Origin of the sequence: Paenibacillus sp. FSL H8-0280, from assembly GCF_045040665.1 — a bacterium.
Lineage (GTDB): Bacteria > Bacillota > Bacilli > Paenibacillales > Paenibacillaceae > Paenibacillus > Paenibacillus xylanexedens_A.
Genome location: NZ_CP150296.1, coordinates 2,776,297 through 2,801,752, shown reverse-complemented (window position 1 = coordinate 2,801,752; position 25,456 = coordinate 2,776,297). Strand labels below are relative to the sequence as shown.

The window sequence follows — 25,456 nt, the reverse complement described above, 5'->3', positions numbered from 1 at the left end:
AACGCAAAATTACGCTAGCCTCCGTCTCACCGCTGCTTACGATATACCCTTGCTTCATACGGCTGAAGCTGAATGGCACCTTCATCGGTAGAATAACGTCTGCTCACATTGCTGATGATCAGCTTGGCATGCTCGGAAGTCCAGCCTTCCGGCCAGTGCATCTCAGGCTCATGCCCACGGAAATTCAGAATGACCAGCATCTGCTCATCATCCAGCGTTCGGGTATAGGCATAGATATCCGGATCATCCGGCAGCAGCAGTTCATACGCACCATAGATAAGCACTTTATGTTGTTTGCGAAGGGCAATTAACTTACGGTAATAATGCAAAATGGATTGCGGATCACTTTCGGCATCAGCCACATTAATCTCAGGATAATTATCATTCACCTGAATCCACGGCTGACCCTGGGTAAAACCTGCGTGTTCCGTCTCATCCCATTGCATAGGCGTGCGGGCATTATCGCGACTCTTCAGCCAGATCGCCTGCATGACTTCATGCTTTGATTTACCTTGACCAATGTAATGATTGAAATAATTTTTGGTCTCTATGTCCCGGTATTGTTCGATATTCGGAAAAGCGACATTGGTCATGCCGATCTCTTCTCCTTGATAGATGTAGGGGGTCCCTTCGAGTGTAAGCATCCATGTCGCCAGCATCTGAGCAGAACGCACCCGATATTTACCATCATCACCAAAACGGGAAACCGGGCGGGGCTGATCATGATTGCCCATGTAATTGGCGTTCCAGCCTCTACCATGCAAAACCGTTTGCCACCGGCTCATGATTTCTTTGAGATCTGTCAATTTCCATTCCTTATAGTTCCATTTACCAATTCCGGAGGATTTAGCATCGATAAACATATGCTCAAACTGGAATACCATATTAAGCTCATCACGATCCGTCCCCACATAAGCCAACGCCTGCTCAGGTCCAAGTCCTGAAGTTTCGCCAACTGTCATGGGTCCGTAGGGTTTCAGGATCATGTTATTCAGCTTCTTCAAGATCGAGTGTACCTGTTCCAGGTTGGAAAAGAGCTGATACGCTGGAACCACCGGCAAATTATGCGGGTTGTGGGCACTTGGCAGACCCTCTGCCTTGGCGATATGCGCTACTGCATCGAAACGGAATCCGTCGACCCCTTTTTCCAGCCACCAATGCACCATCTCATACATCTCTTCTGCCATCTGTGCATTATTCCAGTTGAGATCCGGTTGCTGTTCCGAATACAGATGCAAATAATATTCATTTGTTTCAGGGTCATGTTTCCACACCGAACCCCCAAAATAGGACTCCCAATTATTTGGCAGCTGCCCATTTTTGCCTGAACGCCAAATATAATAATCCCGCTTCGGATTCATCTTTGATGAACGCGATTCAGCAAACCAAGCATGTTCATCTGACGTATGATTCAGCACCAGGTCCATCATGATCTTGAGGCCACGCTTGTGTGCCTCTGCCAATAATCGATCAAAATCCTCCATCGTGCCATACTTGCGTAAAATGCCGTAGTAATCCCGGATATCATATCCGTTATCATGTCCTGGTGAATCGTAGATGGGACAGAGCCAGATCACATCTACGCCCAAATTCTCCAAATAATCGAGTTTCTCATAGATTCCCTGCAAGTCGCCATATCCATCCCCGTCCGAATCCTTAAAGCTGCTCGGGTAAATCTGGTATACCACACTCTCTTTCCACCAAACGATATCGCCCACCTCGCTCTCATCTTTGTCCACTATATAATTTGAACTAAGAATATTTACACTGGACACTCCGATGACAGAACAACCTTCCGATCGCTGTTATCCCCAGATTTTATGAATTCCCCTTATAAGGGGAAAATCCGGGGATAAAGGCGAACGCTTTCGCTTCCTCAGGTTATTTCTGTCCTCTCCGTTTCGTGTAAATGTTTAGTTCAATTTATATATATAATCTCTGCTCACTGTATTAAGCCGTTAATATGTTTTATCCGAAAAGATTCCCTTGTAAACATTTGAAAGGTATCTTATGCAAAAAGACCCGGTCATGGACCGCGCTCTGCGGCTCATTTCCGAGTCCTTCTTCGTGAACATAAAATTAACTTAAATCCGACGTATCCGATCCAGGCACCGATCGTGTTCAGAATAATGTCATCCACATCAAACGAACCTACACGTGTAATCAATTGTGTGACCTCAACACATAACAGAAGCAAAACAACTGTAGATGTAAAGATCAGGAATGTGCGGCACCTCCGAAACAACCATGGAATCCAGATGCCCAGCGGAATGAACAATACGATATTGCCAAAGAGGTTTTTGACCCAGGTATCTGTATTGTACCTCTCCCTCTCCATAAGAAGTGGACGAATCGTCTCGAAGGGTACGAGATTATATTGATAATACATGCCTGGTGTTCGGCCACTAACAAACAGTAAAATGCCCATAATCAGTATGTAGAGCGCTGTCATGCAAGCAACAATGGTCAGCATCCACTTGGAGTGGAGCCAAGACATTTCGTTCATTCCTTCTATCCTCCGACCTTGTTTTCCGCGAAGCGGTAAGGTCTATTTTAACGGGATATAGATCTTCATGTCCAGTTGTTCAGGGGTCGATTTCCAGACATCCGTCACTTCAAAGTCAGGCCCTTCCCTCCGTTCATAGTTAGACTGCGGCAACCAGCTGCCATAGATCATTTTCCGAATATCCTGACCGGAGCCTTCCACGGTGAATTCTGCATACAACCCACCCGGAATTTCAATTGAAGTAAAACCGGGTTCAAGTACCTGTGATGCTCCACTGCTTTCTTCACCCACAATAAAAGAAAATGCTCCATCCTCTTCAAAATGACAGGCCACACCGTAAGCCATATCAGGGCGTGTCCTCTCCGGGATCGCCATGAATTTCTGTTCCATGCCAAAATCGTGATAAAATCCGGGTATTTCAGCATAATGCTGATTGTCATTCAGGTTGGTCTTATATTCATAGCCGACAATCCAGTTCGTTTCCAATGTGACTAGACGGGGTGTGTTCATGTGGAATGTTCCACCAAGCGAAGTTCGATAATCATTAAAATCAATGCTCTGTTGCATCTTCAAAAAAGACAACTGATCCGCTTCCAGCTTGCGCAGCTTCGCGGGTGTCATTCCAAAGTAGGCTGAAAATGCACGGGTAAATGCCTCTTGGGATTGATAGCCAAAGCTCATCGCAATGTCCAATATGCCTTCCGATGTGCCCCGAAGCATCCCAGCAGCCTCCGTTAATCTGCGTCTGCGCACGTATTCCAGTACCGTGAATCCCGTGATTGCCTGGAATAAACGCTGAAAATGAAACGCCGAAAAGCTCGCAGCAGCGGACGTCTCTCTGATATTAAAATCATCTTGCAAATGCTGCTCCAAATACTCAATAGCAAGCTGAATTCGTGTGTAATGATCCATAGTGACAGCTCCCCTATCTAATTCAAAATATCAAACGATTTCTTATGTAGTATGACTGAGATCCAGATCTTTTTTTTGATTTTGTGTGCGAACTTGTATGATGGAAATATGTGAGTTGCACTTCTCATCATGTTGAATGACACTATGATACACTCTATGCCAAAATCCCCTTGTTCTACAAGGAGATGCTCTCTACGCTGGTTGATTTACCAGCAGAGATAGCTCTTGTGAACAAGGGGACTTGTTTGTTTAACAATCTATTCTTAACCTTTCCAGTTCCCGGACACAGGATGAATACCCCAGATATCTGTCGCATACTCACTAATGGTACGATCACTGGAGAATATGCCGGAATGTGCCGTGTTTAATATCGCTTTCCGAGTCCAGCCCGGAATATCCCGATACGCTTGGTCAATCGCAGCATGCGCGTCTGCATAAGCAGCAAAATCACGCAATACAAAGTATTCATCACCATGGGCCAGCAAGGAGTCATAAATATCCCAGAACTCCCCGTCACGATAACAGAATGCACCTGGATGCACTAATTGCTCCACGACCTCGCGAATGCGTTCATCGTGCTGCACAATCTCATTCGGACGATAACTGCCGGAACGATAATACTCAAGCACTTCGTCTGCACGCAGACCATAGATGAACATATTTTCTTCTCCGACTTGCTCTGCCATCTCCACGTTGGCTCCATCCATCGTGCCAATTGTTAAAGCACCGTTCATCATAAACTTCATGTTGCCCGTACCGGAAGCTTCCTTACCTGCGGTTGAGATCTGTTCACTAACATCCGCAGCTGGAATGATCTTCTCTGCAAGAGAGACGGAATAATTTTCAAGGAAAAATATCTTCAAGCGGTCATTCACGGCCGCATCCCGATTCACCGTGTCAGCCACGTTGTTGATCAGCTTGATAATTTTCTTGGCAAAATAATAACTCGGCGCTGCCTTGGCACCAAAGATGAACGTACGTGGTACCATATCAAACGAAGCATCATTCTTAAGTCGGTTATACAGATGCATAACATGCAGAATGTTCAACAGTTGACGTTTGTACCCATGTAGTCTCTTCACCTGTACATCAAAGATGGAATCCGGATTCACTGCTGTCCCGGTATGATCCAGAATATACGCAGCAAGCCGCTCTTTGTTATCCCGCTTAATTGAACGGAACTGCTCCTGGAATGATGTATTATCCGCAAAACCAGCCAACTGGTCCAGCTTGCCCGGCTCTGTTATCCATTCGTTACCGATTGTATCCGTGATGAGATCCGACAGTTTCGGATTGGCATGCATCAACCAGCGGCGATGGGTGATACCATTGGTTTTGTTATTGAAACGCTCTGGATACAGTTCATAGAACGGAGCCATCTCGCGCTCTTTCAAAATCTCGGTGTGCAGAGCAGCAACACCATTCACGCTATGACTGCCTACAATCGCCAGATGTGCCATCCGTACCTGATCGTTTGCAACAATCGCCAAATGCCCTATGCGATCCTGATCTCCCGGATACCGGTCCAGCAGCATGCCACAGAAGCGTTTGTTGATCTCTTCAATGATCATGTAGATTCGTGGCAGTAGCCTGCTGATCATGGATACAGGCCATTTCTCAAGAGCCTCACTAAGCGTTGTATGATTGGTATACGATACAGTACGGGTTGTGATATCCCATGCTTCATCCCAGCCGTAACCCTTCACATCAATCAGGATGCGCATCAGTTCTGGAATAACCAAGGTTGGATGCGTGTCATTAATGTGGAAGGCCACTTTATCAGGCAAACGATCATACGGTAACTCCAGCTTGTTGAACGTACGCAAGGCGCTCTGTACACCTGCTGAGCACATGAAGTATTGCTGCTTCAATCGCAGCAACTTTCCTTCATACTGAGAGTCATCCGGATACAGGAATTCCGAGATTGATTCAACCGATCGGCTATAATCCAGATAACCGTAGTAGTTCGAAGGGGTGTCGAGTGAAGTCTCGCGCTTTGGCTCGGCACTCCATAGACGCAATGTATTCACATGGGTTTGACCATAACCGATGACAGGCACGTCATAGGGTATGGCGACAACCGATTCGGCATCTTTTGTAACAAACTGATATTCTCCATCCTGCTCATGAGCTTCTACTCGGCCCCAGAACTGTACTTCCACCTTTTTGTCTGGACGGCGGACTTCCCATTCATTGCCCTTATCCAGCCAGTTATCGGGTAACTCTACCTGATTACCATTGATGATTTTTTGCTCAAACAACCCGTATTTATATCGAATCCCGCAACCATGTCCTGCATATCGTAGTGATGCGAGTGAATCCAGGAAACAGGCAGCCAGTCGTCCCAGACCTCCGTTACCGAGTCCTGCATCCGCCTCTTGTTCTTCTATCTCTTCTAAGGAGAAGCCCAGCTCAGCTAAACTGTCACGCACCAATTCCAATTCATTCACATTCAACAGATTGTTGCCGAGCAGACGTCCAATCAGGAATTCCAGCGAGAAGTAATAGACCTGTTTATCCTGGCGCTGCTTGAACCCCTGATTCGACGCTGCCCAATCCTGGCCTGCATATTCACGGATCATGCTTCCCAGTACATGGTACACGTCTTCCTGTGTTGCTTCTTCAATCGGTTTGCCCAATTTGCTGACCAGATTCCGTGTAAAGATACTCTTGAACGTTTCCTTGTTGTCAAACAAAAGTAGGTTCCTCCCGGGGAAATCCTGTAGGATGGTGGCGGTTCATACACTCAACATTTTGGTTTGAGCATGCGCCCGTTACGGTTACGAATCGTTCTTTTGATCGCTGTTATCCCTGTATTTTTTGATTTTATTATTTAGATGTGAAAATACAGTGATAAAGGCGACCGCTATGCTTCTTCAGAATCGATTTCGTCCCCTTCACTTACTGCCTAGCTCTTTATCAAACAACTTTCGTCCATGAACCTTAAATCCATCCTACAGGAATTTTATTTTATATATATTTATAGAAGATATCGGTTACGTGTGGGCATTAGATAATAGTACTTTTCGCTAAAATGTATGGATTCGACGGGTCGCCGATCAGCGTCTGTCCTCCGGTCAGCCTCACGTCTTTATCGAGAATGACATTCTCAAGGACCGTCCCCTCACCAATGTAACATTTCTGCATGATGATGGAACCTTTTATTTTGGCACCCTTGGCCACCTGCACACCACGGAACAGAATGCTGTCCTCCACCTCTCCACCTACGATACAGCCATTCGCGAGAAGTGAATGTTTAACATCGGCGGTATCCAGGTATTTGGCAGGGGCTTCATATTTAATTTTGGTCTGGATCGGATCTTCCTTGAACAGTTGTTCATATTGCCCTGTGTTCAGCAGATCCATACTGTTGCGATAATAACTGTCAATGGAATTGATGACTGCGTGATAGCCATCATATGCATACGCAGCGATATTCAATCCATCCGGATTTTTTTGAATCACATCCCGGAAGAAATGGCTCTCGCCATGATCAATGCAGCGTTGCACCTGGCGCAGGAACAATTCTTTTTCCATGATGAAAATTTCTGTATATATATTCGGGTGATTAGCGCTTTGGTGAATGTCCACCACGTTACCGTCCCCGTCATGTTCAACTTTGACACAGGCGTCATGCTCAGGCAGCAGTTGATCTACTTTTTTGCAGACCAGTGTAACGTCCGCTCCCTTACTGATGTGATATCTGTAGACATCCTGGAGGTCTGCTTTGGTCACATGGCGACTGCCCGCATGCACAACATATTGTCCTGCCCCTCTGTGGAAAAAGTCTAAATTGTTATGGAAATGCTGCAAGTCCCCTTGTGATGTATCTGTTGGATCGTTCCAGTCTGGTGGCAAAATAAACATACCCCCATGCTTGCGATCCAAATCCCAAGGTTTACCGTCACCAAGATGGTCCATCAACGAGCGATATTTTCGCCGTACAAATACACCAATACTCTCAATGCCTGCATTCATCATATTGGATAGAACAAAATCGATCAGACGGTAACGCCCGGCATAAGGCACCGCGGCTCCGCAGCGAAAATACGTCAATTCCTTCAATTCCTCAAGTTCATGGTCAAGGTTAATAACTCCGATCAATTGTTTCATCGCATGCACCGTCCTTTTAACTTCAATTAGGCCTTGCTGGTTATTCCTTGGCGAAGCTGACGTTCCAGTTCTTCCTGATCCACGAGCAATATATCACTCTCATCTCCCGGTGCAGGCGAAATCTGTGTTCCATCAGGAATAACTAATCCTTCTGCGATAATAGCTCGGTAAATGCGCACATTTTGCCCGATTTTCACTCTTGGCATGATCACCGAATCGATGACAGCACTGTTCTCACCAACTTCAATTCCGTAGAACAGAACAGAATGATTGACCTCACCATGAACTACAGTACCTTCACTAATAATACAATTCCGTACCTTACCCGAAGGTGAGATGTATTGTGCAGGTTGGTTCGGATTACGTGTGAAAATACGCCAGTCCGGATCATTCAGATTAAACGGTGTGTCTTCGTCCAACAGGTCCATATTGGATTCCCACAGACTGCGAATGGTACCAACGTCTTTCCAATAACCTTCAAATGGATACGCATATAAGGATTTTTCATTTTCAAGCAATAAAGGAATAATATCTTTACCAAAATCATAGGAGGTGGATGCCTGTTGTTCATCCTGGATCAGGAAACGTTTCAGTACATCCCACTTGAAGAGATAGATACCCATGGAAGCGAGTGTGCTCTTGGGCTCAGGAGGTTTTTCTTCAAATTCATAGATGCTATAGTCATCATTGGTGTTCAACACCCCGAATCGGCTGGCTTCTTCCAATGAAACATCAATGACCGATATGGTGCAATCCGCATCTTTATCTTTGTGATACTGGAGCATTTTTTCGTAGTCCATCTTATAGATATGATCCCCTGACAGAATGAGCACATGCTCAGGATCGAATTGTTCAATAAAGTTCAGGTTGCGGAAGATCGCATCCGCTGTACCCCGGTACCAGTTGCTACCGTCTTCACGTTCATGTGGAGGAAGTACATATACCCCGCCGTTTTTCCGATCCAGATCCCAGTCACTGCCAATACCAATATAGGAATGTAAGACAAGTGGTTCATATTGGGTCAATACACCCACTGTATCAATACCAGAATTAGAGCAGTTACTCAGCGGAAAATCAATGATTCGGTACGTGCCGCCAAAATAAACAGCCGGCTTAGCCAGTGATTTGGTCAATCCTTTTAACCTCTTACCTTGCCCTCCGGCAAGTAGCATCGCTACAACTTCTTTTTTCGCCATCATTACAGCCTCCTCCACGTGCATTCGTTCTGATTCATTTCAGAGCCCATAATCGATATTCTGTTGTGTGGACACTGTTGTCTTGATTAGGAGCTTGCTGTACAGATGTGTAACCGGTGAATCTTTGTTGCAGTTGAACTGCTTGGATTGTAAAGCCTGAAATAGAGATGATGCTGGTGTAGAATTGCCTTGATTGTCTTACAGAGGTGAATGTTAGATGCAGAACTTCAGGTGTAGCTCGTGAACAATGAAATAGACTACTCCTATTTAACATTAAACACGAAACGGACTGGGGAATCTTACTGGAAAACATCGACATCAAGTTGCGGGTAAGATTACCCTTTCTCGTGCCGCTGTTATTCATATTGTATTCGATAATAGGGAACCAAACTCCTTTTGGAAAATTCATGGTAAAAGTGTGACACTCTAGACCCATAAACCTATAAAATCAAAAATGCAGGTCTTACGAATCAGAAAACGGCAATTTATTTGTAAATTTTTAGAGGAATATATAGAAATGTGTCGAATAGATAATCGTGGTCTTAAATAGTAATTAGAAATTGCTAAAGCATTAAGTCTATCGAGGAATTACATACTAATAACTATAAATTATTTGGAGGTCTTATAGATTTGAATGCAAAGTTTGATTTTTTCTTTAGCTACTCAAGGTCTTCGTATGATGGATTTAGTGAACATGTAATAAAAGATTTATCAACATATGGAATTAAACTTTGGGTTGATATTCACGATGTTCCACTTGGTGTGAACGTTCTCGAACATTTGGGTGAGGTTCTTAATGAAACAAAGAAGACCATTGGAGCAATTCTAATCATTAGTAATAATTACTTCTTCAAAAAGTGGTGTCAGATTGAGTTTCAGTATTTCATCAATAATAATATTCCTGTGTTTCCACTATTATTTGAAATTACCAAGGAAGATATCCCTATGGAATACTCATTTATAAAATCTCTGGATAGGGTAACTATTCGTTCTGTTAATGATGATAGCTATCAATATGCAATTAATAAAATACTTACTGTCTATATTGAGAAAAATAAAAAGAAATGCATTTCAACTAAAATTGAAAATACAATTTTCGAATCATTAATATATAGTTATATTGAGACACAATATAAAGATTCTTGTGTTATTTCCGCAAATAATATAGGTAAGTTCATACATTACTTTTATAAGACAAACAAAATTATAGTTCCCAATTTCATTAATGTTTTAATAAACATAACGGAAATCAAACTGCAATTTTATTTTAATGAAATGTTTACTCGCTCTGACCTTGATGTTATTAACTTAATAGGGAAAGTTCTAATAGATTGTCATACTCAAAATCACGAATGTACTCTATCGTTTCTAAAATAGTATTAACTAACATATCAGGATCAGTTTCGGTATTTAACCTCGAGATAAAATTCTTTAAATAATAAAACTTTTCGATGTTTAATTCTATTTCTTCTAATATTACTTTAGCAGCATATCCAGTTGCCCCGACTGGAATTATATATTTGTTATGTTCAAGTGCACGAGAGTAATCACCTAGTACTCCCTTAGATGCTTTAAGCTGTCCATCGTAAAAGTTATTTCCGAATAAGAATATAACTATTCCGACCTTCTTAATCATATCGTCCTGGTACATTTTTTTTGCGTCATGATCTATGTGATCTGCTTTGCCTTTAATAAGGGGCAACGTTTTTATAGATAAATACTTATTTATATCAAAATTTTTCTCAGCGATGGCGTGTAATGCACCACTGACTACTTGAGGACCTACTCCCTCAATTAAACCTGTAGAAATATGATAGTCTTTTTTTATTAATTTTTCTCCCAACTTACTCATTAAAATTGCAGCATCTTGTTCAGTCCAAACACCGTAATCCCTGCAACTACCTGCTATGAAGATTTTTCTAGTGGCATTCTTCTTTTGAATTTGTGATAGTAATCTAGGGATTTCTTTGTGATCATCAACAAAAACAGTATTAATTCCAAATCTTTTTAAATCTTTTACTATGTGTTTTTGCTTCTCTATTTCATATAAGCAGTTGTCATATTCAATTTTCAACTTTTTCTTTTCTGGGGTGTTTTCTGGAGTTTCTGAATATTTTTTTTCAATTTCAAAACTATTTATTCTTTTCGTTAAGCAATAATGTGTTCTAACATTTTTGGCTATTGCTCGAATAGAGGAAAGTATCTGTAAAAAATCTGGATCATTAAAACTGTAGCCAATAAAGAGAAAAGTTTTAGTTAAAAGTTGACCCGTGAGTGCGTTAATAAATAGTTGATGAGTACTATAAAAGGAACTATAATCATCTTTTGTTAAAACTATACTATCCGGAGTGCGTGAATCACCATGAAATTTATATATTGTTACATCAGAATTATCTTTAGTTGTAGAGAAGTTTGAGTCAGAGATTTTTAGGTCATATTCTTTATTTTGTTTTTCTATACATCTCTCAATTATGTTGTCATAGTTAGTTGTCCAATATGTTTTAATTGGCATTGACGCTAATATATCCATAGGATCATTCTTTACATAATTATGAGAAAATTTTTGTAGGATAAGTGTCAACAACTCATGTTTACTTCCTGATCGACCGTTTACAAAGTATTGAGCAAGTGAGATTAAATCAGATTCCTTATCAACATCTAATTTAATCTCTGTAGCTAATTCTCGCAGAAGCTCTTTCCAATTGACAAAACCAGAATTTTGAGATAAGCCAGCTCCAGCAAAAATGGCAGCATTTTCTTGGAAAATCGCTTTTTCAAATTCACGAATAAAGATTTCTTTGCTTATATCATCCATTAACCCCAAACCTTTCTTTTACTACGATTTGTAGAACGTGTTTTTGTTGAGTGCAATATTACAATACCTTTCAAATCTAATTATTCAATAGACCTCCAAATAATTTATAGTTATTTGGAGGTTTTTCTCTACACTTTTAGATTATTTCTCGGATTAAACCGTGAAAGCACATCCTTCTTCCGTTCAACAGACACTTCTGTGTATATTTGGGTCGTGCTGACATTGGTATGTCCGAGAATTTCTTGGACTGATCGTAAATCTGCACCATTATTCAGCAGATGTGTAGCAAAGCTGTGTCTGAGATAATGCGGTGTTGATTTTTTGCTAACCTTAGATAAGTCCCTGTATTTAGAGTAAATATCCTCAATGGAGTAAATGGAGAGTCGATCACCGTATTTATTGAGGAACAAGGCATCAGATTGGGGATCGAAATGTTCGCGGGCATGCAACCATGTTTTAATTTTATGGATGACTTCGCTACTTGAAATGTATAGCAATCGCTCCTTACGGCCTTTTCCAAAAATCAACACGGTTTTCTCTTCGAGATCGATGTGCTCCATATCAATATTCACTAGTTCTCCAATACGAATTCCAATCACATAGAGCAGTTCAATGATAGCATCGTTGCGAAGGTTGATTCTTCTTCTAAAACTCGTGTGTAATTGTTTCATGTGCTCTTGTGGTGCATTTAATAACTTTTCAACCTCATTGACAGAAAGTGTCTTTGGAATACGTCTTGCCGTTTTGAATTTTTTTCCGAAACCAATAATTGGGGACTCGCTTATATCTCCGCTTTGAACCAAATAATTAAAAAATGCTTTGAAGCATATGTACTTTCTTTTAATGGTCGAGTCTTTAAGTGTGTGTTCACTGTTTAATTGTTCCAGATACATTCGTAAATTTTCTCTGGTTACATCATGAATATGTTTAGTATCAAGCCATTCTACAAGTCTATTGAGATCAGACAGATAGGCTTTAATGGATTTAAGTGATAGATTACGCTCCACGCTTAAATAAGTCTCATATTGCTTAATATAGGTGTTTAGGTTACTTGTACTAAGTCTCATGATGCCTCCTGATGTCGATGTCATATGTTGCCAATGGCCCGACCTACATTATTACGCATTGAACTCCATTTGTGAAGATGCCCAAAGGCATAGATACAATATCCGAGATTTGAAAAACAAAAAAGAGCCGGATCCCCTCCGACTCGATACGTTCTCACTTAAATAATTTTGCGGAACAACTCCATCACTTCATCCTTGGACGGTTGATAGGGATTGCCTGGTGCACAGGCATCTTTCATCGCGTTATCGGCAAGCAGTTCCACATCGGGATCTTTTACACCCAGTTCAGACAGTTTCTCAGGAATGCCGACTTCCTTCGATAGCTGGCGTATGGCCTCAATGACGTAATCCGAACACTCCTCATCACTTCTACCCTTCACATCCATACCAATTGCCTTAGCAATATGACGGAATTTGCCGGGTACATGCTTGGCGTTCAACTCTTCCACATAGGGGAGTAACATTGCGTTACAGACACCGTGCGGCAGATCATATACGCCACCCAGTTGATGCGCCATCGCATGGACATAACCTAATCCTGCATTATTAAAAGCAATCCCGCCAAGGAAACACGCATACGTCATATGTTCCCGCGCTTCCAGATCACTGCCGTCTCTCACGGCTCTTGGCAAATATTCAAAGATCAGTTCAACAGCTGCTGCAGCTGTGGCACTTGTCACTGTAAATCCACCCGGTGTAACCATCGCTTCTACGGCATGTGTCAACGCATCCATTCCTGTGGCCGCTGTGAGACTTGCAGGTTTGCTGAGCATCAGCTCCGGATCATTAACCGACAGGGAAACCAGACTATTGCGGTCCACCATCACCATCTTCACTTTACGTTCCTCATCTGTAATCACGTAGTTTATTGTCACCTCGCTCGATGTGCCAGCCGTTGTGTTAACAGCCACAAGTGGCACGGACTTATGTTTCGATTGATGAAATCCTTCATATTCACGGATATGCCCACCGTTCGCAGCTACAATGCCAATGCCTTTGGCAGCATCCTGCGGTGAACCTCCGCCTATCGATATAATGGCGTCACAGCCATGATCGTGGAATACTCGAAGTCCGTCATGTACATTCTGACATGTTGGATTAGGCTGAACCTCATCATATACTACATAGTCTAACCCTGATTTTCTTAATATAGACAGTACCTGTTCAGCAACGCCTGAAGTAATCAATTGACGATCACTTACAACCAGCGCCTTGCGAATACCCATCTGTTCAATCATCTGACCTGCTTCTTGTAAACATCCTCTACCCATCAAGTTCACGGGCGGAACATAATATGCATGTGTTGCCATTTGAACCAGCCTCCTGTAACCCCTGATTTACTATCTCCATTGTAACTGAATCCGTTTTCAGATATAGTGAAATAAATCACAATTAATCCTATAAATGTTACACTGGAGGTTGATTTTTACCCGTAATAAAACAGACGACCCAGACACCCGAAGGTCTCCAAGCCGTCTTACTTATCTATCTTAAAGCTTTATCCAGTGCTTATACCTTACCGAAGGTACTTTCACTAAAAGCATCCTTACAAAGGCTTACAGCGCCTTATCGTTCACGCCGTCAAGCCATGCCTCAATATCGCCAATTACGGATGATACACAGCCATCCTCGAATGGAGAGTTCAATCCAGCCAGTTCAACCAATCCGGTGAAGGACAGGCTTCCTCCCGCTTTGCACAATGTCAGATAGTCGGCCCATGCGGACTTCATGTCCTCATTGCTGCGTTTCCAGAACTGGAATGCACAGATTTGTGCCAACGTATAGTCAATGTAATAGAATGGCGATGAGAAAATGTGACCCTGTTTATGCCAGAAACCACCTTGCTCCAAATACGCATTATCTTTGTAATTGATGTGTGGCAGATAGGTCTTCTCAATGTTGCGCCAAGCCTGCTTGCGCTCCGTTGGAGTTGCATCCGGGTTCGCATACACAAAATGCTGGAATTCATCCACAGCTACACCATACGGAATGAACAACAGACCGGAAGACAGATGATCAAACTTGTACTTGTCCGTATCTTCCTTGAAGAACAACTGCATCCACGGCCATGTGAAGAACTCCATACTCATGGAATGAATTTCAGCCGATTCATATGTCGGCCAGTTGTATTCAGGCACTGCAAAATCACGGCTCTCATACACCTGGAAAGCATGACCTGCTTCATGCGTCAATACATCAATATCACCGGATGTACCGTTGAAGTTGGAGAAGATAAACGGCACTTTGTAATCGTTCAGGAACGTACAATATCCGCCGCCCTGTTTACCTTTTTTGCTTACCAGATCCATAAGCTCGTTTTCGGTCATCATTTGGAAAAATGCATCTGTCTCTGGTGATAATTCAGCGTACATTTTTTTACCATTATCGATAATCCAGTCCGCGTCACCTTTAGGTGTCGGGTTACCCGTCTTGAAGCTGAATCCCTGATCGTAATAATACAGCGTATCCACATCAATCCGATTACGCTGGCGCTCTCTGAGCTTGGTCGCCACAGGTACAATATAATCACGAACTTGTGCCCGGAAGTTAGCAACCATCTCTGCGTTGTAATCCGTGCGGTTCATGCGATCATAGCCGAGTTCTACATAGCTTGGATAACCCAGTTTCTTCGCGATTTGTGTACGCACTTTAACCAGTTCATCGTAAATGCGATCGAATTCAGCTTCATGTTCAGCCATGAAAGTGTATCTGGCTTCCGAAGCACGCTCCCGCATGGAGCGATCCGTGGACAGTTCAAATGGATGAAGCTGTGGCAACGTACGCTCTTCACCTTCGAAAGGAATTTTAGCGGATGCGATCAATTGATTGTATTCTGTGGAAAGTTTGTTCTCCTTCTGGAGTTCTTCAATAATTTCTGGGCTGAATGTTTTCAGTGAAAGATCCGCCAGTTGGAACAGCTGTGAACCCCATTTTTGTTCCAACTCGTTGCGGAATTTGGAGTTAACCAATGCACGGTAAAAATCCGTGATGTATTCCTGTACAATTGGTGCATTCTCATCCAAAAATTCGTTCTCCGCCTTGTAAAACTCATCATTGGTATCAATGGAATGACGGATGTAGACCAATTGGGCTTGTGTCTCAAAATCACTGCGTAGCGCGTTAATCTGATCCATGAACCCACTCTGTTCTTCAACCGTTGCCGCAGCTTCAAAACCGCTCAACAGCTTACGGAAAGATGTCTTGATGTGTTCCAGATTCGGACGTGTATACGTATACTCACTAAATTTCATTTATGTACACCCTTTCCTGTTTGGCAGAATTTCGGGAGTATCCCGAGTTAAACTACCCCCTATTATACAAAAGAGCAGCTAAAAAATCCCATAATTACGAAAAATATTTGTCCATCGGTCAAATTGTACAACATGAATGGTTACATATATTACGTACTTATGTAAGGTCAGTGCCTCAAAAATATTCCCCACACAAATAAGCCCGCCTCGCGTTAGCGAAGCCAGCTTATAGGTTGTCTCTCTTCTTTTCACATTTAAAAAATACTAGCTTTGGTCTTTATCCATAATCTGATAGAACCAGCCCATTCCGACCATGCCCACGACCATAATAACGGCCATAATAATGATATATGTCATGAATGTAACCTCCCTGCTTCCGTATATTCATCACACTACTACTAGTGTACACGGTGAAGCGCCGTTTGAATTGACCGAACATTGACAAAAATACGAAATCTTTAATTTTAATAAATGGATTATTTCCCCGAACACACTAAATCATACGTACCTGGCTGCACGGTGCGAAGTTTCATCCGCCATGTTTACGGTGTATACTATACTTCTATGAAATGGAATTTGGATTTTTACGCAGAAAGGTTGAAAGACATGTCAACTCGCATCCCCTTACGTCAGCTATTTCTTACTATTTTACTAGCCCTTATGTTATCTGTTTTAACCGCCTGTGCGGATGGAGAAGCCCATCTAACGGTGAATATGGACGGATCAACGGATCTGGATCTCAATCTCAACGTAAAGAACTCCGCTCTTGGAAAGATTGGACAAGACAATCTCATGCCTCTGATCGCAGATGCATTGAATCGAAATAACTTCCAGGCAGAGGTTTCGGAACAGGGCGATCAGAAGCAACTCACAGCGACCACTCATTTTGAAAAAAACAATACGACCAGCTTTGATACATCCGAGTTACCACAAGGGATCAAGGTTGAACAATCAACTTCACCCGGCTTCTTCACTTCCAAGATGCACATTACAGCAGAAGCCGACCTCATGGAGTCCATGCCAGATGGTGAGATTAAAAATCAGATTAACAAGGTGCCTAGCTTTCTTAAAAACCTCTTGTTAAAAGATGTTAACTTTGACTTCAAGTTGTCCTTGCCCATCAAGGCAGCCGATTCCAATGCGGATCAAGTAGAGGATGGCGGAAAAACACTCATTTGGCACGTTTCACCCCTCCAGATGAATAAACTGGATCTGACTGTACAGGTTCCCAATATCCGTAATATCATCATAATTGCAGTCATTGGTCTATTATTAATCGCTGCTCTGCTCATTTGGTTTTTTGTTCGTCGCAGACGGGCCAGACAGCGTCATAGTGCAAGATCACATCGCGGAAAAAATTAATTCTTAACACCAATTTTATTTGTGACTTGCCAAACGGTGTTATGGATAGTAGAATACATCCGTACTGTGTGAACGGTTAATTTTTTATTAAGCAAAGCTAAAGAGGTGACAGGTTTCATGAATATCCGCGAATGCCCACTACCTGGTATTGGAGTTAAGTACCAGTTTGATACAAAGGGCGGCCATCAGTTAGTCATTATTGTGCATGAGGACGGACGCCGTGAATTATTCTCCGTTGATCCACAAGACAACGAAGAACTCACTCTGATTGCAGATTTGGAAGATGACGAATGTGTGACTCTCTCCGGGTTAATCGGAGGCTGGTCCTGAGTTTTGTTGTCAGGTGCCTATTAATTTGAGTAAATGACAGAATAACCTGTACCTTGAATATCAAGGTGCAGGTTATTTTTTCGTTACGTTACCCTTTGAGAGCGGATATATGGAACCCATGTATTCAGTACGCGGCTAATCTCCGTGGAATGAAACGGTTTGCTGATAAAATCCTGCATCCCACATTTCAGACACTCCTCACGGTCACCGGCGCCTGCAAAAGCTGTAATCGCTGCAATAACCGGTATTTCTGGGTGGGTCTGTCTGATGTGGCAGGTCGCTTCAATCCCATCCATAACTGGCATTTGAATATCCATAAACACCAGATCATATTGAATCTTGTTCAATGAATCGACGGCCTGTGCACCATTCTCAACGATATCACATACTCCGCCAAACTTGCGCAGCATCTCCTCCAACAGATGACTGTTGACCGCTTGATCCTCAGCAATCAAAATTTTGATGTCATGGGCAAGACTAGCTCGATCCAATTGCAGTTCATCATTCGCAGTGATTTCAATCGGGTCATTACTTTCCTCTAACCACCGCTCCACTACGAGGGTGAACTGGAATTCTGCCCCCTCACCGAGCTCACTCTGTACGCCAATCGCTCCGCCCATTAACTCCACCAGTTTCTTGCTGATCGCAAGGCCCAGACCTGTCCCGCCAAACTTGCGATTGATGGCCGGATCAAGCTGTGAGAAGGATTGGAACAACTGATGCTGCTTTTCTATTGGAATGCCAATCCCCGTATCTCTCACCTTAAAGGTCAACATCAGCTTATCCTGACCATGCTCATCTGAGAAATCAGCACCTACACTCACCATAATGCAGCCCTGCTCTGTGAATTTAACAGCATTACCCACCAGATTAATCAAAATCTGCCGGATTCGTGTCTCATCCCCTCGAATGCGTTCAGGAATGTGATCCGACATTTCACAATAGAGTTCAATATTTTTCTCTGATGCCTTCAGTGCAAACAGCTCGATCACCCCACCCAGCATCGCCTTAATATCTACAGGTGCACGCTCAAGATCCATTTTGCCTGCTTCGATTTTGCTGAAATCCAAAATTTCGTTCAAAATGTACAAAAGGGATTCGCCGCTATCAATCATGATTTCCGCAAAACCTTTCTGTTCATCATCCAGTTCGGTTTCCATTAACAGATGGGCCATGCCCATGATGCCGTTTAATGGCGTACGAAGCTCATGACTCATGATGGCGAGAAACTCGGACTTTGCCCGGTCTGCATGCTCTGCTGCTTCCTTGGCACGTATGATGTCCTTAACAGATGTCATATCACGGAAAACCAACACTGCTCCGCGGGTTCTACCCTGATCCATAATCGGCTTCAATTGGAACTCCGCCAAGAAACTGGATCCATCCGGTCTCCAGAATACGGATTCGGTACGCGGCAGACCTCGTCCCTCACGAACGGCCTGTAGAATTGGTGTATCCTTGGATGGGTAGGGGATGCCTTCGCTCTGCATTTGGATCATCATCTGCTCTAATGGTTTGCCATTCAATTCACTTGGACAGAAGTTCATGATCTCCGCAGCGGCCGGATTGGCAAAGTTCAGATTCCCTTCCAGGTCCAGTCCAATAACACCTTCAGACATGCCATTCAGAATCAATGCCCGTTCATAACTAAGATTCTCGATTTCCTCGACGTAACGTTTGGACTCTGTAATGTCACTGGTAATCCCGTAGACCCCAACAACTTTGTCCTCAAGTATAATAGGAACATTAATCACATTTGTTTCAATTCGCTGCCCATTTTTGTGAATTAGGCCTATCTCGTAGCTCTGTGCATTGCCCTTCACCGTTTCCTCAAAATGATATCGAGTCTTCTCCAGATCCACAGGATCAATGAGGTGATCAAAAGGACGACTCAGCAGCTCCTCCTTGGTGTGTCCTGTCAACTGTTCCTGACCCATATTGGCTTTCAGCAGATTGCCTTCCAGATCAAGAGAAGCCACACCTAGGGGATTACAGTCAAATAACGATCTGTACTCCTGCATGCTTAACTGTTGTTGCTGGCTGGCTGTGATATCCCGGGTTACGGCGACCATCTCTATTAATTCACCTGAATCGTCATATACATAGTGCGTAATCGTATCTGCCCATACCGTAGATCCATCCTTATGTAACAGGCGATAATTGAGCCGTTTGGGAGCCAGACCCTTTCTCTGCTCTTCTACGTACGCTTCAACCAAAGGCACATCCTCCGGATAGATCACAAATGTTCCCGGCTTACCTATAACTTCTTCCAACTCATAGCCCAACATGCTTTTACATGCATTTGATACATATTTAAATGTACGACTTGAATCGGCATCATGTATTGCAATCAGGTCTAGTGAAGACTCCGCCAGCAGGCGAGAGATGCGACTGCTCTCTTCCAATTGCTTACGTTGCACAATGAGGATTTCCTCTGCATCTTTTTGTTTCGTAATATCAGCAGCTTGTACCAGCAAATACAAGGGCTCACCATTCGTTTCATCCCTAACAATGCAAGCTCTAATGGTTGCCCATAATAACGAACCGTCCTTTCGTTTCAGACGAACCTCCGTCTCGTACATCGGACTTGTTTCATGAGTCATTTCCCAGAACTTGCTGCGGAATTCCTCCATATGCAGATCTTCTTCGTAGATCATATGTATGACCGAAGTATCGATCAGTTCATCTTCACTGTATGCAAGCATCTCGCAAAATGCAGGATTAAGCTGCAACCACCGTCCATTTACATGCGATGCGACAGCAATGCCGATTGGTGCGTGCGTATACAATTGTTCGAACAGAGATCGGCTCTCTGTAATGGATTTCGACATTACATGTCCTCCTTTATGAGAATCTGAATGTATTCCGTATGAATAGATCGACCTGAACATAACTTCATCTATAGAGTACTACCCCAAATGCCATGATTGATAAACGAGATCGGACAAAATCCCTGTATGAATCGACATTTTTAATTTTGAATGCTGACAACTTTCATTGTGTACATACCAATTCGAACACATCACGTCATATACTACACAATACCCGTGCTCTCCCGATTATACAATGTTGAATATTCGAATAGGAACGGAGGTTATGGATCATGATCATTGTTGCTAATCAACCCGTCCAGCTGAACCGCTCGGAATGGTCTGATTTTGAATGGTATTGGTTACAGCAACTCCAGAATCGTCCAACGAGGTATGTGTACCAATCCATGGATCATCTTCGATTTGAATGGGACTTGAGGGGCTCTCTCGTGGAAGCCGCGGAAGGACTGGATCGAAGCGGTGTGAGTTTTGCATCCTTTGAAAAATCCAGATGTAATCCCGCCTACTGGAATCGTAATGCGGAAGGTGGGTTTGAGCTAAGATCAAACGTGACCCCCGCCGACGGTATCCGGGATATCTGGAGGAATGGACACTTATATGCCTTTGAATGTGCAACAGCTACCGTTATTGTGCTGTATGGTGGCGTGCTGGGAAGCATTCGAGAAGACGCCTTTAATTCCCTGTTTCGAAATCTGTTACTCTTTGACTGGCATTATGACAGTGACCTGCGATTAACCGAAAAAAACGGTAGCGAAACCGCCCTTCCAGGAGATGTGCTGTATTTCAAAAATCCGGATGTTTCTCCGGAAACCCCCGAGTGGCAGGGAGAGAATACGTTCATGCTTCGTGAGAACTGGTATTATGGTCATGGCATTGGTATTGCAAGCGGCGAAGAGATTATACGTACCCTGAATCAGTTCCGGGTTCCAGGTAGCCGGGTCTCCGCCTACTTAATGGATATGGTGATCTATCCGGACTTCTTTTATTTATCCCGATTCGCCAAAAACAGCCAGAATAATATGGCCGCTGGTTCTACGCCTGTATTACCCGGACAGTTATATGTACGACTTGGTGGCAGCCGTTATTTACGCAGTTGAACTACTGAAACGGAAACGGCTTTTGCATTAAATTGCGCACAATACCTCAACCCAAGTGATGACAAACAAGCCCAATACAGCAGCAGTTAGCCTGCCACCTCATTGGGCTTTCTTTACATCCAAAAGATCATTACTATATCGAAATTCGCCTTACCTTTGTGCTGCATCGAGGATCGCTCCAGGCAGTTTACGCATTCGGGTCCAGTTGCACGACAACCTGTTTACCACTTACCTGAACACCTGTCGTTTTGCTACCGAATTCAGCCAGCGATTTGCTCAGTTGCTCAGCCCACTCCTTGCCTGCAACTCCTTCTTTGGCTCCATGCACCTGGATGACGAGTTTTACCGAATCACCCTTCTTCAGAATGCGCTCCGCCTGAGACTGCTTCGTATCCCGGTCATGATCCTCCATCGCAAGGTTTAATCGAATTTCCTTTACTTTACGTTTATCGGCGGATTTACTCGCTTTTTTCTTCGCCTGCTGCGCTTCTGCTTTGGCCGCTCCAGCTGCAATCAGCTTGCAAGGCGGTGGACTCGTCATCAAGGACAAGCACACCAGATCTACTTTATGCTGCTTCGCAAGTTGAAGTGCTTCCTGCGTGGACATCACACCCAGATCTTCACCATTCAGACCCGTAAGCTGCACTTCGGCTGCTTTGATCTTTTCATTTTTGATCATGATTCTTCCTCCTCTACATCAAAAGCCTGTCCTGACCATTTACGGATCAGAGCAGGCTAGGATGGTGTTGCTAGTTATTTGTAATACATATGAGCGTATGAATACGCTAATCCGTCTGATTTACAGCGTGTTGAATGCTTCCGTCAGAACCGGTACGATTTGTGATTTGCGTGATACTACGCCTTTCAAGATAGCTCTGCTATCAGACAGCGTCACATTGTAGGCTTTCTCCACTGCTTTAGTGGATGTACCATATGCCAGAGCTACGGAATCATTGTTCAGAATGTCAGTTACGACAAATACGAACAAGTCGAGACCTTTACTGGAGATAATCGCATCAATAGCTGCTTCAAGCTCAGGTTGCTTCACGAGAACATCATTCACGTCAACGGCATTAACCTGTGCAATTTCCACTTTGGATTGACCCATTACAAATTCTTTTGCATCCAGGGAAATTAGTTCAGCAATTGTTTTTTGGCTCAGATCCGCGCCGGCTTTCAGCATGTCCAGACCATAGCTGTCTGCATCTACACCAGCAATGGCAGCCAGTTCACGCGCAGCAGCTACGTCCTGCTCTGTGCAAGTCGGGGATTTGAACAACAGGGAATCGGAGATAATCGCAGACAACATCAGGCCAGCAATCGGCGCACTCACTTCGATACCATTTTCTTTGTACATTTTATTCAAAATGGTTGCTGTACAACCTACAGGCTCTGCACGGAAATACAGAGGTCCGCTTGTCTCAAAGTTAGCAATACGGTGATGGTCGATAACTTCAACGACAGTCACTTCCTCAATATCGCTTACACTTTGCTGACGCTCGTTGTGGTCAACCAGAATAACTTTGTTTACTTCATTTGCAGCTGTTTTAATCAGACGTGGTGCTGCAATTTTGAATTGATCCAGTGCAAACTGGGTTTCACCATTGACTTCGCCGAGACGCACAGCTTCAACGTCCTGACCCAATTTTGTTTTGAGATCCGCATAGGCGATTGCCGAACAGATCGTATCCGTGTCGGGATTTTTGTGACCGAAGATTAACGCTTTCTCCATATTTATAGCCCTCCGTCAATTCTCATTTAGAATAATACATGTCATATTTTAATCATACCCTACTGATTATAGCGCTAATAAGGCTTAATTCCAATCCTTTTACAGCGAATTGATTGCAAATCATTCTCAGGTAAGTCATTTTGGAAAATAGCCAAACTTGGTTCATTACCCTCAAGTCGATATGATATGTATCGTATTTATTCAACGTACAACCTTATAAAATTAGCATACGAAACCCTGATACGCAACGAAAACATTAAATCTCAGGCTCTTCCGCGCTCTGCCCTTGTCGTACAAAAAAGGTCTGTAGACTGCCGTCTTCGCTAATCTCCAGCAGGTTCAATTGCGCTCCGTAGGCACAACCACCGTCAATGCCAATTTTGTCTCCGCTCGGGTCAAACCAAATGCCTGTCTCATCATGCAAATGCTTCACGGGGGTGTGGCCAAATACGACCGTCTCTCTAATCGTCGTTGGTCTGGAATAGAATGATTCACGAATCCAAATGAAGTCCCGCTCGGACTGGCTTCTCCAATCTTCAATGTCAGGGTTGATCCCGGCATGCACAAAAATATAACCCGGAATCTCGTACACCAGCGGAAGCTGTTCCAGAAAACGAAGATGGTGTTCATAGTGTGTACGTATCCACTTTTTGGCTTCAGCATAAGCTTCCCAATCTATCTGTTGCTCATCATAAGTAAGCTCCAGATCCAGATAACTTGCCATCGTCTGTAATCCACCATTACGGATCCAGTGTTGATCATATTGCTCAACATCCTGGGTTAACGCCTTGACCATCATGGCATCATGATTGCCTTTAATCACCATAATATGGTGCTGTTGCTGAAGCTGCATAATCTGTTCGATGACCTGTTTGCTGCTTGGACCGCGATCCACATAATCACCGAGTAAAATCAATTCATCCTGCTGCGGATTATAATCTGCAAGCTTAAGCAGTGCATTAAATTCATCGTAACAGCCATGAATATCACTAATGACACATCTGCGCATGTGAATCTCTCCTCTCCCTGATCACGCAAGAGTATAACCGGAACCTTGCATGAGCAAGATTCCAGTCTGTTTAGAGTAGTTATTCCCGCTTGCTTACCATTAGTCCTGCTTAAGTCCAAAGGCTTCTGCAATCAAGCCGAATGAGCGCAGACGTGCTTCAAACGAATGGACCGCTGATGCAATAATGACTTCGTCTGCTTCATGGCGTTCAGCCATTGCGGTAATTTTATCTTTCACCTGATCTGGTGTACCCACAATGGAAAAAGAACGACGTTGACGGATCTGTTCCATCTCCATCGCTGTGAATGGATAGTTGTTCACCGTCTCCAGGGATGGGAAGGAACTTTGTTCAAGACCTCGTCCGAGGCGCAGGAAGAAAAGTTCATTGCTGCGCGCCAGTTCAGCGGCTTCTTCCTCTGTCTCCGCGCAGAATGCCGAAACAGCAATCATTGAATGTGGTTTGTCATTCAGGATGGACGGCTTGAAATGTCTGCGGTAATGTTTCATTGCTTCTTCGCCGCCTGGTGTTCCGAAGAATTGGGCAAACGCATACGATGTCCCTTGCGCTGCAGCAATTCTTGCACCTTCAGAGCTGGAACCCAGCAACCACACTTCTGGTACCGTGGGAACCGATGGTCCCGCTACCAGAGATGCGAAACGATGATCCTCGGGCAACTGCTCGTGGAAATATCCGCCCAGATCCGCGATCTGTTGCGGAAAGAATTGTACATTCGATGATTTCCCCTCATTCAGAGCTCTGCTGGCAATCGGCATGCCGCCTGGTGCTCTGCCAATCCCAAGGTCAATCCGCCCCGGATGCAAAGCTTCCAGCAGACGGAAATTCTCTGCAACCTTATAGGCACTATAATGAGGTAGCATAACGCCACCGGAACCTACGCGAATTCGATCCGTCTGTGCAGCCACATGTGCAATCATAACTTCAGGACTGGAGAAAGACAGCGCACCACTACCGTGATGCTCCGACATCCAGAAACGGGAATACCCCAATTGATCCGCATGTTGTGCGAGTTTCACCGTTTCCTGCAACGTATCCTGTACACTTCGTCCTTCATTGATATGTCCATGTTCGAGTACACTCAGTTTCATATATATTCAATCCTCTCGTCTGTTAGGTTCATAAGTACTGTGAATATGAGATCTGCGAATATTACGCGCTGTTGCTCACTTCATTCTTGCTCATTACATTGTAACATTAATTATTACAGTTTCAAACT

General features: G+C 43.6%; 19 protein-coding genes. 4 read left to right on the top strand and 15 right to left on the bottom strand.

The annotated features are described in order from the left end of the window. Window positions 1-26 precede the first annotated feature (26 nt). The 6 genes from MHI12_RS12685 to MHI12_RS12660 all read right to left on the bottom strand — a co-directional run bounded on the left by MHI12_RS12685 (window position 27) and on the right by MHI12_RS12660 (window position 8,727). Window positions 27-1,718, bottom strand: coding sequence for an alpha-glucosidase (locus MHI12_RS12685; RefSeq protein ID WP_405172549.1), 1,692 nt, complete (start codon window positions 1,716-1,718; stop codon window positions 27-29). A 329-nt stretch (window positions 1,719-2,047) separates the two neighbouring features. Then, complete coding sequence (locus MHI12_RS12680) at window positions 2,048-2,506, bottom strand: VanZ family protein (protein WP_405172548.1); 459 nt, start codon at window positions 2,504-2,506, stop codon at window positions 2,048-2,050. A gap of 42 nt (window positions 2,507-2,548) precedes the next feature. Further along, window positions 2,549-3,418 carry an effector binding domain-containing protein gene (locus MHI12_RS12675; protein ID WP_405172547.1) on the bottom strand — a complete coding sequence of 290 codons (870 nt, stop codon included), beginning with the start codon at window positions 3,416-3,418 and terminating at the stop codon, window positions 2,549-2,551. 263 nt (window positions 3,419-3,681) lie between these two features. Further along, complete coding sequence (locus MHI12_RS12670; protein WP_405172546.1) at window positions 3,682-6,114, bottom strand: glycogen/starch/alpha-glucan phosphorylase; 2,433 nt, start codon at window positions 6,112-6,114, stop codon at window positions 3,682-3,684. 313 nt (window positions 6,115-6,427) lie between these two features. Next, the gene (gene glgD / locus MHI12_RS12665; RefSeq protein ID WP_341007096.1) at window positions 6,428-7,531 is read right to left on the bottom strand and encodes a glucose-1-phosphate adenylyltransferase subunit GlgD; all 1,104 of its coding nucleotides are present in this window, start codon (window positions 7,529-7,531) and stop codon (window positions 6,428-6,430) included. A 26-nt stretch (window positions 7,532-7,557) separates the two neighbouring features. Further along, window positions 7,558-8,727: a glucose-1-phosphate adenylyltransferase gene (locus MHI12_RS12660; protein ID WP_341009828.1), complete on the bottom strand. Its 1,170-nt coding sequence runs from the start codon at window positions 8,725-8,727 to the stop codon at window positions 7,558-7,560. Between the two features lie 630 nt (window positions 8,728-9,357). Between MHI12_RS12660 and MHI12_RS12655 the strand changes: the two genes are divergently transcribed. Then, window positions 9,358-10,104: a toll/interleukin-1 receptor domain-containing protein gene (locus MHI12_RS12655; RefSeq protein WP_405172545.1), complete on the top strand. Its 747-nt coding sequence runs from the start codon at window positions 9,358-9,360 to the stop codon at window positions 10,102-10,104. Here the strand turns inward: MHI12_RS12655 and MHI12_RS12650 are convergent. The 4 genes from MHI12_RS12650 to MHI12_RS12635 all read right to left on the bottom strand — a co-directional run bounded on the left by MHI12_RS12650 (window position 10,031) and on the right by MHI12_RS12635 (window position 15,860). Beyond that, complete coding sequence (locus MHI12_RS12650) at window positions 10,031-11,542, bottom strand: SIR2 family protein (protein ID WP_340915588.1); 1,512 nt, start codon at window positions 11,540-11,542, stop codon at window positions 10,031-10,033. The two genes, MHI12_RS12655 and MHI12_RS12650, sit on opposite strands and share 74 nt — an antisense overlap. 128 nt (window positions 11,543-11,670) lie before the next feature. After that, complete coding sequence (locus tag MHI12_RS12645) at window positions 11,671-12,609, bottom strand: tyrosine-type recombinase/integrase (RefSeq protein WP_405172544.1); 939 nt, start codon at window positions 12,607-12,609, stop codon at window positions 11,671-11,673. A 158-nt stretch (window positions 12,610-12,767) separates the two neighbouring features. Then, window positions 12,768-13,919 carry an iron-containing alcohol dehydrogenase gene (locus tag MHI12_RS12640; protein ID WP_405172543.1) on the bottom strand — a complete coding sequence of 384 codons (1,152 nt, stop codon included), beginning with the start codon at window positions 13,917-13,919 and terminating at the stop codon, window positions 12,768-12,770. 246 nt (window positions 13,920-14,165) lie between these two features. After that, entirely contained in the window at window positions 14,166-15,860 is a 1,695-nt protein-coding gene (locus MHI12_RS12635; protein ID WP_405172542.1) for a M3 family oligoendopeptidase, read from the bottom strand. 606 nt (window positions 15,861-16,466) lie between these two features. Between MHI12_RS12635 and MHI12_RS12630 the strand changes: the two genes are divergently transcribed. Further along, window positions 16,467-17,222, top strand: a complete 756-nt coding sequence (locus tag MHI12_RS12630; protein ID WP_405172541.1) for a hypothetical protein — start codon at window positions 16,467-16,469, stop codon at window positions 17,220-17,222. A gap of 117 nt (window positions 17,223-17,339) precedes the next feature. Beyond that, complete coding sequence (locus MHI12_RS12625) at window positions 17,340-17,552, top strand: hypothetical protein (RefSeq protein WP_017688899.1); 213 nt, start codon at window positions 17,340-17,342, stop codon at window positions 17,550-17,552. A gap of 83 nt (window positions 17,553-17,635) precedes the next feature. On the opposite strand, the gene MHI12_RS12620 is transcribed toward MHI12_RS12625, so the two are convergent. Beyond that, window positions 17,636-20,383 carry a PAS domain S-box protein gene (locus MHI12_RS12620; RefSeq protein ID WP_341007092.1) on the bottom strand — a complete coding sequence of 916 codons (2,748 nt, stop codon included), beginning with the start codon at window positions 20,381-20,383 and terminating at the stop codon, window positions 17,636-17,638. A gap of 272 nt (window positions 20,384-20,655) precedes the next feature. Between MHI12_RS12620 and MHI12_RS12615 the strand changes: the two genes are divergently transcribed. Continuing rightward, on the top strand, window positions 20,656-21,480 hold the full coding sequence (locus MHI12_RS12615; protein WP_341007091.1) for a protein-glutamine gamma-glutamyltransferase: 825 nt from the start codon (window positions 20,656-20,658) through the stop codon (window positions 21,478-21,480). Window positions 21,481-21,667: 187 nt separating this feature from the next. Here the strand turns inward: MHI12_RS12615 and infC are convergent, their stop codons facing one another. The 4 genes from infC to MHI12_RS12595 all read right to left on the bottom strand — a co-directional run bounded on the left by infC (window position 21,668) and on the right by MHI12_RS12595 (window position 25,328). After that, entirely contained in the window at window positions 21,668-22,159 is a 492-nt protein-coding gene (infC, locus tag MHI12_RS12610; protein WP_405172540.1) for a translation initiation factor IF-3, read from the bottom strand. A gap of 120 nt (window positions 22,160-22,279) precedes the next feature. Next, on the bottom strand, window positions 22,280-23,212 hold the full coding sequence (locus MHI12_RS12605) for a manganese-dependent inorganic pyrophosphatase (RefSeq protein WP_017688903.1): 933 nt from the start codon (window positions 23,210-23,212) through the stop codon (window positions 22,280-22,282). A gap of 256 nt (window positions 23,213-23,468) precedes the next feature. Beyond that, on the bottom strand, window positions 23,469-24,221 hold the full coding sequence (locus MHI12_RS12600) for a metallophosphoesterase family protein (protein WP_100528824.1): 753 nt from the start codon (window positions 24,219-24,221) through the stop codon (window positions 23,469-23,471). Between the two features lie 99 nt (window positions 24,222-24,320). Next, window positions 24,321-25,328: an LLM class flavin-dependent oxidoreductase gene (locus MHI12_RS12595; protein WP_405172539.1), complete on the bottom strand. Its 1,008-nt coding sequence runs from the start codon at window positions 25,326-25,328 to the stop codon at window positions 24,321-24,323. Window positions 25,329-25,456: the final 128 nt, after the last annotated feature.

Excerpts from the sequence above, each read along its gene's own strand:
- MHI12_RS12680 (WP_405172548.1), bottom strand. The coding sequence starts at position 2,506 with ATGAACGAAATGTCTTGGCTCCACTCCAAGTGGATGCTGACCATTGTT.
- MHI12_RS12675 (WP_405172547.1), bottom strand. The coding sequence starts at position 3,418 with ATGGATCATTACACACGAATTCAGCTTGCTATTGAGTATTTGGAGCAG.
- glgD (WP_341007096.1), bottom strand. The coding sequence starts at position 7,531 with ATGAAACAATTGATCGGAGTTATTAACCTTGACCATGAACTTGAGGAA.
- MHI12_RS12660 (WP_341009828.1), bottom strand. The coding sequence starts at position 8,727 with ATGGCGAAAAAAGAAGTTGTAGCGATGCTACTTGCCGGAGGGCAAGGT.
- MHI12_RS12650 (WP_340915588.1), bottom strand. The coding sequence starts at position 11,542 with ATGGATGATATAAGCAAAGAAATCTTTATTCGTGAATTTGAAAAAGCG.
- MHI12_RS12645 (WP_405172544.1), bottom strand. The coding sequence starts at position 12,609 with ATGAGACTTAGTACAAGTAACCTAAACACCTATATTAAGCAATATGAG.
- MHI12_RS12640 (WP_405172543.1), bottom strand. The coding sequence starts at position 13,919 with ATGGCAACACATGCATATTATGTTCCGCCCGTGAACTTGATGGGTAGA.
- MHI12_RS12635 (WP_405172542.1), bottom strand. The coding sequence starts at position 15,860 with ATGAAATTTAGTGAGTATACGTATACACGTCCGAATCTGGAACACATC.
- MHI12_RS12630 (WP_405172541.1), top strand. The coding sequence starts at position 16,467 with ATGTCAACTCGCATCCCCTTACGTCAGCTATTTCTTACTATTTTACTA.
- MHI12_RS12625 (WP_017688899.1), top strand. The coding sequence starts at position 17,340 with ATGAATATCCGCGAATGCCCACTACCTGGTATTGGAGTTAAGTACCAG.
- MHI12_RS12620 (WP_341007092.1), bottom strand. The coding sequence starts at position 20,383 with ATGTCGAAATCCATTACAGAGAGCCGATCTCTGTTCGAACAATTGTAT.
- MHI12_RS12615 (WP_341007091.1), top strand. The coding sequence starts at position 20,656 with ATGATCATTGTTGCTAATCAACCCGTCCAGCTGAACCGCTCGGAATGG.
- infC (WP_405172540.1), bottom strand. The coding sequence starts at position 22,159 with ATGATCAAAAATGAAAAGATCAAAGCAGCCGAAGTGCAGCTTACGGGT.
- MHI12_RS12605 (WP_017688903.1), bottom strand. The coding sequence starts at position 23,212 with ATGGAGAAAGCGTTAATCTTCGGTCACAAAAATCCCGACACGGATACG.
- MHI12_RS12600 (WP_100528824.1), bottom strand. The coding sequence starts at position 24,221 with ATGCGCAGATGTGTCATTAGTGATATTCATGGCTGTTACGATGAATTT.
- MHI12_RS12595 (WP_405172539.1), bottom strand. The coding sequence starts at position 25,328 with ATGAAACTGAGTGTACTCGAACATGGACATATCAATGAAGGACGAAGT.